The following is a 12,756-nucleotide window of genomic DNA, read 5'->3' as shown; positions in this document are numbered from 1 at the left end:
TGCAATGAAAATGCTCAATTAATTTAGCATACCCTAACCCCCTCGTCAAGTTGTTTAATATGTTGTAGAATGGGCAAAGATTGGAATTTCTAATTGATCTAATTATCTAATTAACCTAGATAAATCCCAATAACCAATTCGCCAATCGGCGAACCAAATTGGGAATTGATACTTGGTGCTTGTTTAACATGCGAAGTATGTCTCGCGAAGCGAGATAAATTAGAAATTAGAAATTAGAAATTTAATTATGGCCTCATCGTCTAATGGTTAGGACGGCGGCTTCTCAAGTCGTCAATCGGGGTTCGATCCCCCGTGAGGTCACCATGTTATTGTGCGTGTAATTTGTATATGCTAGTATAAAAGATATGAAGGATCAAAAAGGTCTTACGCCAAAACAAAAAATATTAATGAAAAGAAATTATAAATTAATCGCATATTTTATAGCTAGTCTTGGTGTGATTTCTTTGCTGGTTGGCTATTTAAGCAAAGAATCTATGTTTTATTTCGTTGGATCTATTTGTTTTGTCTATGGGGTATTGATGTTAGCCTATTCTTCTAAATCTTAGATAATTTTTTATTGAGAGAGTGTAGTTTTAGAGAACCACTGAGACTTAGCTACTTATCTAAGAGAGTCTAATGTTTTCCAAAACTTTATGCCCCAGGCTTATTCTACGAATTTGACTAACCACTTTACAATTAAAGGCGGTTATTGTATAGTAATAGTATGCAAAATAGACAGATTTGGAAGAAATTGTTGCCCGAGATAGCTACCCAAGAGATTGTAGTTATTACAGGTCCTCGTCAGGTAGGAAAAACTACAACTCTCCATTGGCTACTTGACAATATTCCATCTAAAAACAAACATTATTTTGATTTGGAAAACCTTGTTGATCGGGAATTATTCGAGGCGACAAACTATGATTCTTTGATCCACGAGTTTCAAACTAGAGGACTATCCACCAAAGAGCAACTTTACATTGCTTTAGATGAAATTCAATTGTTACCAAATCTTCCCAGTGTAGTTAAGTATTTGTATGATCATTACCAAATTAAATTTTTTCTTACAGGATCTAGCTCATTCTATATCAAAAACAGGTTCTCTGAATCTATGGCTGGTCGAAAAATAATATACGAAATGTTTCCTTTAAGTTTTCAGGAATTTCTGGATTTTCAGGGAGTAGAATATCTACTTCCCGAAAAACTTTCAATTGATGTGGATTTTCCAACTGATACTTTTAAAATGCTTCAAAATTACTACGAACAGTATATTGAATACGGAGGTTTGCCAAAAGTGGTTTTAACAGCAGATGTAGAACGAAAAAAACAATTACTGGAAGAAATTTTTAGCTCGTATATTAATCTCGATGTGCAGTCTTTATCTGACTTTAAATCGACTAATGATTTAAGAAAAGTAATCAAATTATTGGCATCACGAATTGGAAGTAGATTAAATGTGAGTGAACTAGCGAACATTACCGGTTTAAGTAGAATTACCGTCGATAATTACATTGAATTTTTAAAGCAAACCTATCTAATACGCACAGTTTCTGCTTTCTCTCGTTCCCCAGACATACAAAATAGACTATTACAGAAATCATATTTTGTCGATACGGGAATAGCTAATGTAAACGCGGATCTGTCTAGTGGAAGTAAGTTTGAAAACACCGTATGTCATCAATTATCTTTTTATGGAAATTTATCTTACTTTTCCAATCGCGATGGTGAGGTGGATTTTATATTAGACTTTAAAGACAAACCTTTAGCTTTTGAAGTTAAAGAAACACCAACCGAAGCAGACAACGAAACTCTCAAGCGGAGAGTTCGAAACCTAGAGATTTCTAAAAGTAGAATTATTGGTAAGGAAAAGTCAGTGAGATTTACAGAATATCTTTGGGGTGGTTTAATCAAATAGGATTTGCTATCTCCCAAAACCTTGTAACTCTATTATCTCCTACCTCGTTAGTTTGAAGTGGGGGAGAGAATCCCATAAACTAACAGATTATGATTAACAAATTGCAAAAAGAAATCATCGAGGAATTTAAAAGGTTGGATAGGGGGTCGTCAAAGTTTGATTTGCCAAAGTATCTCGGAACCGATAATAAGTTTTATCACCTAAAAACAGCGGTTCAAAAGCAAATTGCTAAAGAATTTGTAAAAAAGCATCCCAACATCACGAAAGAAGAATTTTTGGAGTTATTGAACGCTCTTAATGTTGGGGAATCCTCCAACGAACGGAGATTTGGTACAACTTTAATTTCCAGAAAAAAAGAATTTAAAGATCTCTTTACTCCAAAAAGGGTTTTTGAGTGGCTTGCAAATCTTAGCGGATGGTGTGAGGTGGACAGTTTGTGTCAAAGCACTTTTGGAGCAGAGGATATTTTGGGTGACTGGTCAGTTTGGGAAAAGACAATTACAAAGATGGCGAGGGATAAAAATATTTCTAGAAGAAGAGCAAGTTTGGTGTTGCTTACTAGGTCAGTTAGAGAAAGCAATGATGAACGACTGGCAAAACTAGCTTTTGAGAATTTGGAAAAGTTAAAATCGGAAAAAGACATTTTAATTACTAAGGCAGTTTCGTGGATTTTAAGAAGTCTTATCAAGCATCATTGGGAAAAGGTTGTGGAATATATAAATACAAATCGAGAAGTATTGCCCAAAATCGCTATCCGCGAAACCGAAAGAAAACTTAAAACTGGGAGAAAATAAGAACTAAAGTTCTTGCAACGCTTTTGCCTTTGGCAAAAAATTTTGGATGGGAATTTCATGAATCTTGTTGTAGTTGTTTTAGGGTCTGACCCTTAGACAACTCTGTAGAAAGCTCCTCGAGTGGAAGATGTTTTGTTGATCAAACCCTTTTCTTGTAATTTCTTTAGATCGTAACGAAGGGTTCTTGCTGGAACTGTTACGAATCTCCTATGAATAAAATCAAGAGATACCAGTTGATGGTCTTTAATAATGTTGTAAATTTCTCCTTGCCTTGGCGCCAAAGACAAAACCACATCGTTTTCTTGTGGAATATAAGTTAGCTGGGTTTTAACAGTTTCTGTTTGGTTATAAAAGATTTCGAGCATAAAAAACAAATAGTCCTCTACATTTTTGTATCCTTGGTCTAGGTGATAGTAATATTCGTCTCGTCTTTTGTTTATTTCTTCTTCTAACACAACAGGGACTCCAAAATTGTAGCTTTTGGCTTTTAGAACCGCATAAATTAAGAGTCTTCCAACCCTACCATTGCCGTCTTGAAAGGGGTGGATTTTTTCTAGAATTAGATGAGCTATTAAGGCAACAATAATTGGTGATTCTGCACTTGATGAGTTTATATAGTTTATCAATTTCTCTAAAAAAATAGAAAGTTCCGATGGGGGAGGGGCAAAATAAACTGCAACTCCAGCGGAATTAAAAATAGCCAAATTGTCGCTTCTAATTTTTCCTGCATTTGGAACTATGTTTTCCATAGATATCTTTTGCAGTGTAAGAATAGTTTCTAAAATCACTGGTTTTGTACCTGTAATCTCGCTATTGATGTAATTTATGGCTTTTTGGATGTTTAAAACTTCTAGTTTCTTTTGATCTTTGGGATAAAAATTAAAGTTGTGTTCTTGGAGTTCGTTGCCCTCAATTTTTGCGGAATATAAAGCACTTTTTAAAAGACTAACGCGGTCGATATTCTGTTGTACGATTGGGGGAATGTTTTTGGAATTAATAAAGAGGCGGTTGGAGTCAATTAACGCTATTAGGTCAGCTACTTTGGAATTAATCGCGAATTTTGGAGGAATTTCCATTGCCTAATGTTACCAGATGTTGCCAGATATTGCCAGATACTTTAGAAGAAATTCTAAATCCTAATATCTAAATTCTAAATGATCCTAAGGCGCGAGGTGTTTTCTGTTGTTATCCAAGCGCACTGCACACCGTACCCAGTTTTTTCTCCAGATAAGATTTTTGGTATTAGCCCCCATTGTTTTTTCATTATTGCAATATGTTCCATGGGATAGTATATAATCACACTAAAGGATTTTAAAGGGATTCAGATCCTCGGACACCCCAAGCAATTATGATATTAGACAAAAAATATACAATTGAGATAGATCCGACAGCCCCATTTAATTTTGATGCCACTTTTCATAAGCCGGCCCATTTCTCATCAGGTGATAATTACTGGGAGCCTGATGTTAGATGGCAAACCTTTCGTTATCTTGGAAAAAATTTAGGAGTGGTATTCAAAGGTGTTAGTTCTATTGATAAACCAAAAATAAAAGTAGAGATCTATTCCACCGAAAGACTGTCTGGAGAATTTGTTGAACAATTTATCGATGAAGTCAAATATAGGTATAATCTAAATCTGAACCTCACTGACTTTTATAAACACCTCTCAAAGGACAGGTTTGTGGGACCAGTTATCAAGCGGCTTTACGGTATGCGCCCTGGTCATCAAGATTCCCTTTACGAATACTTAATCATCAGCATTGTTTTACAAAATTGCACCGTCCGTCGTTCAATCCAAATGATGCAGGTTTTATTTGAAAAATACGGAACATCCCTCGAATTCGCTGGCAAGAAACTCTGGTGTTTTTGGGAGCCGGGGGATTTGAAGGATGTCACCGAAGATGAGTTGCGAGCTTTAAAAGTGGGTTATCGTGCTAAGTCAATAAAAAGAACAGATGATTGCTTTTTCCAAGGTCTCATTGATGAAATTGATGAAATGGAGTTGCGTAAAAAAGATCGAGATACACAAATGAAGGAGTTGTTGAGACTTTACGGAGTCGGACCAGCTACAGTTTGGTATCTTTTGTTTGATGTTTTTCATCGTTGGGATTTTTTTAACCATATATCACCTTGGGAGCAAAAAATTTATTCCAAATTATTTTTTAATAAAGATCCCGAAAATCCCGTTCCTGTAGAAAAACTTCTCAAATACTTTGAGAGGTATGGAAAATATAAACAGCTCGCGGTACATTATATTTGGGAAGATCTTTGGTGGAAAAGGAAAAACGAACACATTCCTTGGTTAGAAAAGCTTATTAGGATTTAGGGACAGATATTTTTTATAACAAGATTTAGAGAAGACCCCGCCAACAGCTACGCAGTTCTGGGCGGGGATGAATCTTCCGATAAATTCCCCGCCTGCGGCGGGGCGTTAATTTGCTCCAGCAAATGCGGATACTTTTGTAACGAATATAGTACCGCGCGCTTGCGCGTGGGAACCTATTTAAGGGGGTGAGAAGTATGGATAAAGAAGGAGTTTTGGCTTTTTTAAAAAGCAGAGAGTTGTGTGTTTTAGCTACCGCCGATGCGTCCGGAAAGACACAGGCTGCAACTATGGCTTATGTTGCTAAAGACGACTTTTCTCTTTTGTTTTCTACCGATGCTACAACAAGAAAAATGGCTAATATAAAAGTTAATTCAAAAGCTTCTGTTGTCGTAGGCTGCGAAAACGACAATCCGACGGTACAAATTGATGGGGATATCACACAAGTAGTAGATGATTCAGGAGCCGCCAAAGAAAGAGATTATATGTTGCAAGTTCATCCCGAGTGGAAAGATTATGTTGCAGATGGAACTATTCTCAGGTTCGTTCCTAGTTGGACAAAGTATAGCAATCACGCCACAAATCCACCGGAAGTTTTGGAGTTTTAGCAACATTGCCTGATGTTGCCAGATATTGCCAGATACTTTTCGATCTGTTTTAGGGTCTGACCCTTAGACAAAATGAAATTATTTAAAGAAAAAATTACAAACAAAGATCTTTTGGAGCTAGAGAAAGAGTTTGGGAGTTATTTTAAAGTTACTGTTGATATAGAAAATAAATGGCTTGTTGCAGGTTGCGAACTCCATAGTGATGGGGAGGATATTTTGGTGGGGGAAGGATCTCATCCCAGAGATATTTGGGGTGGAGCGGTTGACCTCAAAGTAAAATCTGTAGAAACTTTAGCTGTTTTAAATCTGCGTGCAAGTCAAGGAAACGCTTCAATGGATATTTTGGATCCAGTGATAAGAGAGAAATTAATCAAAGTTGTCAAAGAAGTCATTTGGAATCAAAAATGAAAGAAATCTATTCGGGTGACACCCCGGTACAAAATACAAACGCTTTATGGGGTGTCACCCGTGAGAAAGGAGTCTCCCGTGAGAAAAATCTACAAGCAGATGCGTTGGGGAATATTTATCGTAGCGCCTATTACATGGCGAAAGGCGAAAGGGGATTGGCAACTTCTCTTGTGGAGAAAGTAAAAACAGTGTCACCGGAATTGTATGAAAAAGCGTGGGAAATCATCAATAGCAAATTCGAAGACAAAGTTATTGCAGAGTATTTGCTAGATTTGTACTCCTGTTTTAGGGTCGGATCCTAAAAAGGCAAAAGTGATATACTAGTGGCAATGAAAGTAGCATTTAAAAAGTTAATTGCAGGATTTATCGTCTTTGTTTTTTCTTTTATCCTTTACCAAAAATTTACCAACATCGAAACTGTTATTACACCGGGAACCAGCAAAGTTGCCGGGGTTTCAACTGGGTTTTTAAGCTCATTGCCTAAAGATTTCATTGTTTATCCCGGAGCCTTATTTATCAGCCAAAACAAAACACTCCAAGGCTACGATCTTTTGTTTGAGTCTTACGATCCTTTATCCAAAATTGCCAATTATTATATTTCGCAGGCGAGAAATTTGGGATACACAATAGAAAAACCTCTTGTATACAAAAAAGACAATAAAACCTTGTCGATTATTTTAACTAGTGGGGGAGGGGAGTTATCTGTAGTTATTGAGGTAATTTACGAAGAAAGATAAGGGATTAAGGTTCTTTGGTACCAACCAAGTACACAGCTCGCCAAGGTCTATAATTGCTAATATACTCTTCGTCAATTATTATTTTTTCATTTTTTACCACTTTACGACTAAATTTGACACTTGCTCCCCAAGCCGACCAATCCACCTGCTTAGTTTGTCCCACAAGTAATGTATCAGTTTCCTCATAAACTGCTGGCGGTGGCGGAGTTTGGGAAGTAATAATCGGCTTAGTAATTTCTATGGTTCTCCCATCACTTGTTCCATAAATCTTAAAATTCATAGTCAGGTTTTTCTGGTCAACGGAAGCAGTTAACAAAATATAGCCTGCGGTGTCATTCTTAAATTTAAAATCCACTGTGGGCTGATAAATTGTGGCATCAAGACCTACCGGAGCGTCCTGTTCGTAATATGAAACTCTATAGGCGTGAGCGGCTCGAGTAACTACTGGAAGTCCCGAATTTAAGACAGCGCGAAAAAGCGTGGTAGAAACTTGACAAACCCCGCCACCTTCTCCCAGTACTGTTCTCCCTTTGGAAATAATGTAGGCAGAAGTAAACCCGTGGGTAGCATCAATTTCGCCTACCGATTTATTAAAAGAGAATGTCTCTCCAGGGGGAATTAAGGTTCCGTTGAGGTTGGATGAAGCAAGAGCAATATTAAAAACCCTGCCACTTATAGACCCTTCGAATTTAGATATGCCTTCTCCCAGCAATTCTTTTATACCGTATTCATTATTAGCTAAAACTTTGGTTTCGCGAACCGGAATGGTAACAGTTTTAGCCTTGGGGTCATCTACTAAAATCGCGCTTGCCAAATCTTTATAAAGTTTTTCTTCATCAATTACGACGCCATTGGATGCTGGTCTAAAGCTACTTACCTTGCCGTTTTCCATTAAAAATATCTCTCCTTTAGGTGGGGTGTTTATTTCTTCGGCAATTGTTGCAATTATGGGGGAGAGCGTTTCGGTGTTTACGGTAACGGTGGCTTTGTTTGCCCCCGATTCCATTTTTAGAAAAACAGATTTTAAAATGTTTTCGGGAGTTAATTTATAAACTTTTTTCTCAAAAAATAGCGCTGGTGGATTAAAAACTATATTTTGGACGAATTCTTTCACAGGGGTTAAGTTTTCTGTTGTTACCTCCGGAGTAAATTGTTCCATAGGAAGAGGCTCGTTTACAAAATTAAAACTTAAATATTTTTCTAAAATCCTAGCTTTTAATTTGTTTTTGTTAAGCCGTAATCCCGAAACTTCTTTCTCTATCTCGAGCTTGTTATTAGAGATGTAGAAGTAAGCGTTGTAAAAAGGGGATTCTACTTTAGTTTGGATTTGGCTTATTTTTAAATCCAAAAGATCTTGATTTACAAGATACTCTGGGGTCAGGTTATATCCCTTAAATAGTAGGTTAAACTTTGTTAAGTTATCTTGAATAAAATTGCTGGTTCTGCCAAGTAAAAACGCTTTTTTAATAGTTTCTTGAGAATTATAATAAAGTCCAATATCCGATGCCTTAACGACAAAATCTTGTTTTGAGGGCTCGTCCCTAAAAGAAATTACGGGATCATAAGTATCAAGATACCCAAGATCTTGTTGCAATTTAACAATTGATATCCCGCTGATGCGTTTACCGTCCAAGTAAACATTGGGAATTACTCTGTTTAAAAACGAAAGGTGGTAAGCAAAAAACGAAATTGCCGTAAAGGCAAAAGCTAAAATCCCTGCCCGAATGATAAGTTGTTTTGGGAAGTAAAAGCTTCTCATCTTAGCTATTTAAAAAATACTCTAGGCTAAAAGGATATTTTTGGCAAAGTAGTCTAAATCAAAAAAACTGTCGGCGCGCTCGATTAATTTTCCAGAGGTGTTGCGTCCAAACGAAGCCACTTCGCACCTTACTCCTTGCGAACGGGCATAATCCAACAAATCGGTATAATCCCCATCTCCCGAAATTAAAACTAGAGCGTCTATTTTGGGGATGAGTCTTACAGCATCCATGCAAAGCCCTACATCCCAATCACCTTTTTTTTCGCCACCCAAAAAAACTTGCAAGTCTTTAATACGAACTTCGAAGCCGCGTTTTTCTAGCGCTTCAAAAAAAGTCTTTTCCTGTTCAATGTTGGCTCTTATAACATAGGCAAAGGCGCGGATGAGTTTGCGCTTGCCCAGTACCATTTGTAAAACCTGCCCAAAGTCTACCTTTGAATTGTGAAGATTTTTGGCGCTGTAGTACATGTTGGAGACATCCACAAAAACTCCAACTTTTTGATCGGGATGCATTTGGTTTGTTAACATACTTTTAGTATAACAACAGAAGGACTTTTTTAAAATGAGGAATATTTTGTTTAAGGGTCAGACCCTATGACAAGAAAAGCGGGTCTGGAAAATGTGGAGGCAAAAGGATAGAATAGGAATTGTCCTTCGACAGGCTCAGGACGCAAGGAAACATTTTCTAGCGGGGATTGGCGCCACGCCCGCCACGCAAGCCAAGCTTGCGAAGGCGTTGCGGGCAGGGCAGTTGGTAGCATATGCATTACACCTATGTTTTAAAAAGCAAGATTGATGAGAAATACTATGTTGGATATACAGAGGATTTGCAAAATAGAGTAGAAATGCATAACAAAGGTTTGGTTGAGGCGACTAAGTCTCGGGCACCTTTAACGCTAGTATATTATGAGGCTTGTTTAGATAAGTATAAGGCTTTAAAAAGAGAGCAGTATTTTAAGACTGGTTTTGGTAGACGGTTTTTAAAGGATAGAGTGTAGCGGGGATTGGCGCAGTTGGTAGCGCGCACGCATGGGGTGCGTGAGGTCGCCGGTTCGAGCCCGGCATCCCCGACCACGTAATATCTTAGCGATCCCGATTTAATCGGGAAGCTTAGAGATTACGATGGTCGCGTTTGATCCGCCGAAGGCGGAGCATCACGCGAACACGATACCAATTCTAAATCGCTAAGATAAACGTGGCACAGCCATTAATACTATGCAAATAACTACGGTTTCCTTGTTCGAACAATTAGCCAAGACAATTTTGGACTACTACCTTAAAGGGTTTAAGACTCTAGATAATACCCGTCCCTTGTGGACTAATGGTCTTGAGATTGACAGGTACTACCCACAACTGGGAGTTGCCATAGAATTTCAGGGTCCGCAGCATTACAAGCAGATAGAAGCAATGCAAACTCCCGAAAAATTCCAAAATCAGCTTAGGGCAGATTCCTTAAAGAGGCAGGCATGTCTAGGGCAGGGAATAAGCTATTTGCCTTTGCCAATTTTTTCTTTTAGCGAAAGCTCGTACCGTTCGACTATTGAGCAAATTAAAAACGCCGGAACGGTCTTTGCTAAAAAGAATAACGACATTACTAGCTACAATCAGCTTTCCCGAATGCTTGTAGGAAAATATCCCGATCAGCAAATCTTTAGGCGGATTGAAGGCATCAAAAACAAAAGGTAAAGAAGATTTGCAACAGCGCTCACTTGTTGACTATTTTATCCAAACAGATTAATATATAGATGGGTTTCTATTTAAAAAATATAGATTTCCGCGCTCGGAAATATGTAACGCCCCCGACATTAGTCGGGGAAATTAATAGAAATATTTTTCTTTAATCTTGTTATGAATAAAAAATGCTTGGCTTGCTTTAAAGCTATTTCGGATAATTCAAGATCTAAAATCTACGAATTTGTGCAAAGCGGAAAATCTAAAACAGTATCCGAGGTTGTGTCCCATTTTAAATTGACACAACCTACGGTTTCGTACCATTTAATGGAACTTGCAAAAACGGGTTTACTTAAAAGAATTAAAAAAGGAAGGGAAGTCTATTACGATGCTCAATGTACTTGTGGTTGTGGTGAGTGCAAATGTCCCGTGGCTGATTAGAGATTAAGAATTATGCTAAAGATAAATAATCTGTACGCTAAAATTGGAGAAAAAGAAATCCTTAAAGGGGTGAGTCTCAACATCAACCGTGGGGAAATTCATGCTCTTATGGGACCAAATGGTTCAGGAAAAAGCACCTTGGCAACAACGCTTATTGGTAATCCCCTAATTACAGTTACAAAGGGATCAGTTTCTCTTGACGGGAAAGATCTATTTCGTCAGAAACAAACTTGTTTATTAAATCTTGATGCAACCGCGCGAGCAAGGCTAGGCTTGTTTTTAGCCTTTCAATACCCAGTCGAGGTTCCCGGAGTTTCCTTAGAATCATTTTTGCGTCTCTCATACGGTAGTATCGCTGGTATCAATTTGCCCCCAATTAAATTTAGAACATTATTAATGAGTCACCTGGAAAGGTTGGGAATGGCAAAGGAATTTACCGAAAGAAATTTAAACGAGGGTGCAAGCGGAGGCGAAAAAAAGAAAGGCGAAATTTTGCAAATGGCAGTTTTGAACCCTAAATATGCAATTTTGGATGAGATTGACAGCGGTTTAGATATTGGCGCACAAAAAACAATATTTGAGAAAATCAAAACATTTAAGAACACTGGAGTTGTTATAATTACCCATTACCCACGAATCTTAAAAATTTTAAAACCTGATTTTGTCCATGTAATGATAAACGGAACAATTGTCCAAAGTGGAAATAGTAAGTTAGCAGAAGAGATAGAAAACAATGGATACCACATTTAGGACAAAAACCACTCCAATTTACAAATCACCACGGGGATTGTCACGAGAGATTGTTAGCTATATCTCAACCACAAAAAAAGAACCTCAATGGATGTTTGACTTTAGGATTAGAGCATACGAATTATTTTGTCAAAAGAAAATGCCCGCTTGGGGTCCGGACTTATCGGCGATAAATTTTAAGGAACTTTACTATTATGTTAAACCGCAGGATAGTCAAAAACACTCCTGGCAAGAAGTCCCCGAACAAATAAAAAATACTTTTGAACGGTTGGGGATTCCCCAAGCCGAAAGAGAATATCTTTCGGGAGTCAAAGCGCAATTTGAATCTGAGGTAGTTTACGGCTCACTTAAAAAAGAACTAGAACAAAAGGGTGTGATTTTTTTGGACACTGACTCGGCTTTACAAAAGCACCCAGAGATTTTTAAGAAGTATTTTGGTAAAGCGGTTCCCCCAGCCGATAATAAATTCGCGTCGTTAAATAGTGCTGTTTGGAGCGGAGGTTCTTTTATTTATATTCCGCCAAATGTCAAAGTGAAACTTCCACTTCAGACTTACTTTAGAATTAACGAGCGCAACATGGGGCAGTTTGAGAGAACTCTCATCATCGCGGACAAAAATTCCTTTGTAAGCTATGTGGAAGGTTGTACTGCTCCAGTTTATGCTTCGGCTTCTTTGCATGCTGCTGTTGTGGAGATATTTGTTATGGAGGGCGCAAGGGTTCGCTATACCACAATTCAAAATTGGAGTAATGATGTTTATAATTTAGTGACTAAAAGAGCGTTTGTGGAGAAAGGCGGTGTAATGGAATGGGTGGATTGCAATTTGGGATCAAAGGTTACTATGAAGTACCCCTCGATCTACTTAAAAGGGGATGGGGCAAAAGGAGAAATACTCTCGCTTGCCTACGCGAAAGCAGGGCAAACACAAGATGCGGGGGGTAAAGTGTATCACCTAGCAAATAATACCTCCTCAAATATAATCTCAAAATCAATCTCAAAAGAAACTGGAATTGCAACTTATAGAGGAATGGTAAAGGTTCCTCCCCATATCAAAAATGCCAAAGTAAATGTAGTTTGCGATGCCCTGCTGCTTTCGCCCAATTCGCAAACCAACACCTATCCCACAATGCAGATAGAAAGCAAAAATGTAGAAATTGGACATGAAGCGTCAGTCAGTAATATAGATGATAGTAAACTTTATTATTTAATGTCACGGGGTTTATCCAAGGAACAAGCCAAAAGCCTTGTGGCATCGGGGTTTATTGAGCCTATAGCTAAAGAACTTCCTATGGAATATGCGGTGGAATTAAATAGATTAGTGGAGTTAGAAATGGGGGGGAGTATCGGATAGAT

The 12,756-nt window shown here is 37.9% G+C and carries 16 protein-coding genes and 2 tRNA genes; 15 read left to right on the top strand and 3 right to left on the bottom strand.

All coding sequences use genetic code 11. From position 1 onward, the window contains the following. Positions 1 to 249: 249 nt before the first annotated feature. The 4 genes from KKF75_02755 (at position 250) to KKF75_02740 (ending at position 2,706) form a co-directional block, all read left to right on the top strand. Positions 250 to 324, top strand: a tRNA-Glu gene (locus KKF75_02755). A 41-nt stretch (positions 325 to 365) separates the two neighbouring features. Further along, entirely contained in the window at positions 366 to 566 is a 201-nt protein-coding gene (locus KKF75_02750; protein MBU4381113.1) for a hypothetical protein, read from the top strand. Positions 567 to 724: 158 nt separating this feature from the next. Then, positions 725 to 1,912, top strand: coding sequence for an ATP-binding protein (locus KKF75_02745; protein MBU4381112.1), 1,188 nt, complete (start codon positions 725 to 727; stop codon positions 1,910 to 1,912). Positions 1,913 to 2,001: 89 nt separating this feature from the next. Next, positions 2,002 to 2,706 carry a DNA alkylation repair protein gene (locus KKF75_02740; GenBank protein ID MBU4381111.1) on the top strand — a complete coding sequence of 235 codons (705 nt, stop codon included), beginning with the start codon at positions 2,002 to 2,004 and terminating at the stop codon, positions 2,704 to 2,706. 92 nt (positions 2,707 to 2,798) lie between these two features. Here KKF75_02740 and KKF75_02735 read toward each other — a convergent pair whose 3' ends face one another. Then, positions 2,799 to 3,782 (bottom strand): Fic family protein, encoded by a 984-nt coding sequence (locus KKF75_02735; GenBank protein MBU4381110.1) that lies wholly within the window; start codon positions 3,780 to 3,782, stop codon positions 2,799 to 2,801. Between the two features lie 272 nt (positions 3,783 to 4,054). Between KKF75_02735 and KKF75_02730 the strand changes: the two genes are divergently transcribed. The 5 genes from KKF75_02730 to KKF75_02710 all read left to right on the top strand — a co-directional run bounded on the left by KKF75_02730 (position 4,055) and on the right by KKF75_02710 (position 6,782). Next, a complete protein-coding gene (locus KKF75_02730) occupies positions 4,055 to 5,032 on the top strand; it encodes a hypothetical protein (GenBank protein ID MBU4381109.1) in 978 nt (325 codons plus the stop codon). Positions 5,033 to 5,226: 194 nt separating this feature from the next. Further along, positions 5,227 to 5,637: a pyridoxamine 5'-phosphate oxidase family protein gene (locus KKF75_02725; GenBank protein MBU4381108.1), complete on the top strand. Its 411-nt coding sequence runs from the start codon at positions 5,227 to 5,229 to the stop codon at positions 5,635 to 5,637. A 72-nt stretch (positions 5,638 to 5,709) separates the two neighbouring features. Beyond that, entirely contained in the window at positions 5,710 to 6,045 is a 336-nt protein-coding gene (locus KKF75_02720) for a hypothetical protein (GenBank protein MBU4381107.1), read from the top strand. Further along, complete coding sequence (locus KKF75_02715) at positions 6,042 to 6,347, top strand: hypothetical protein (protein ID MBU4381106.1); 306 nt, start codon at positions 6,042 to 6,044, stop codon at positions 6,345 to 6,347. Before KKF75_02720 ends, KKF75_02715 begins: the two co-directional genes overlap by 4 nt. Positions 6,348 to 6,374: 27 nt before the next feature. Further along, positions 6,375 to 6,782: a hypothetical protein gene (locus tag KKF75_02710; protein ID MBU4381105.1), complete on the top strand. Its 408-nt coding sequence runs from the start codon at positions 6,375 to 6,377 to the stop codon at positions 6,780 to 6,782. Between the two features lie 4 nt (positions 6,783 to 6,786). On the opposite strand, the gene KKF75_02705 is transcribed toward KKF75_02710, so the two are convergent. Continuing rightward, positions 6,787 to 8,541 carry a VanW family protein gene (locus KKF75_02705; protein MBU4381104.1) on the bottom strand — a complete coding sequence of 585 codons (1,755 nt, stop codon included), beginning with the start codon at positions 8,539 to 8,541 and terminating at the stop codon, positions 6,787 to 6,789. Positions 8,542 to 8,562: 21 nt separating this feature from the next. Next, complete coding sequence (locus KKF75_02700) at positions 8,563 to 9,069, bottom strand: NYN domain-containing protein (protein ID MBU4381103.1); 507 nt, start codon at positions 9,067 to 9,069, stop codon at positions 8,563 to 8,565. Positions 9,070 to 9,302: 233 nt separating this feature from the next. On the opposite strand from KKF75_02700, the gene KKF75_02695 reads away from it, so the two are divergent. The 6 genes from KKF75_02695 (at position 9,303) to sufB (ending at position 12,754) form a co-directional block, all read left to right on the top strand. Further along, a complete protein-coding gene (locus tag KKF75_02695) occupies positions 9,303 to 9,539 on the top strand; it encodes a GIY-YIG nuclease family protein (GenBank protein ID MBU4381102.1) in 237 nt (78 codons plus the stop codon). After that, a tRNA-Pro gene (locus KKF75_02690) sits at positions 9,540 to 9,615 on the top strand. It begins immediately after the preceding gene. A 141-nt stretch (positions 9,616 to 9,756) separates the two neighbouring features. Continuing rightward, entirely contained in the window at positions 9,757 to 10,227 is a 471-nt protein-coding gene (locus KKF75_02685) for a hypothetical protein (GenBank protein ID MBU4381101.1), read from the top strand. A 162-nt stretch (positions 10,228 to 10,389) separates the two neighbouring features. Beyond that, positions 10,390 to 10,653, top strand: coding sequence for a metalloregulator ArsR/SmtB family transcription factor (locus KKF75_02680; GenBank protein MBU4381100.1), 264 nt, complete (start codon positions 10,390 to 10,392; stop codon positions 10,651 to 10,653). Between the two features lie 12 nt (positions 10,654 to 10,665). Beyond that, positions 10,666 to 11,403, top strand: a complete 738-nt coding sequence (gene sufC / locus KKF75_02675; GenBank protein ID MBU4381099.1) for a Fe-S cluster assembly ATPase SufC — start codon at positions 10,666 to 10,668, stop codon at positions 11,401 to 11,403. Next, positions 11,387 to 12,754 carry a Fe-S cluster assembly protein SufB gene (sufB, locus tag KKF75_02670; protein ID MBU4381098.1) on the top strand — a complete coding sequence of 456 codons (1,368 nt, stop codon included), beginning with the start codon at positions 11,387 to 11,389 and terminating at the stop codon, positions 12,752 to 12,754. The genes sufC and sufB overlap by 17 nt, the downstream gene beginning before the upstream one ends. Positions 12,755 to 12,756: the final 2 nt, after the last annotated feature.

It is taken from the genome of Patescibacteria group bacterium, from assembly GCA_018896215.1.
Lineage (GTDB): Bacteria > Patescibacteriota > WWE3 > 0-14-0-20-40-13 > 0-14-0-20-40-13 > JAHINB01.
Note: the sequence above shows the minus strand (reverse complement) of the source record. Positions and strands in the feature narration are given on the sequence as shown.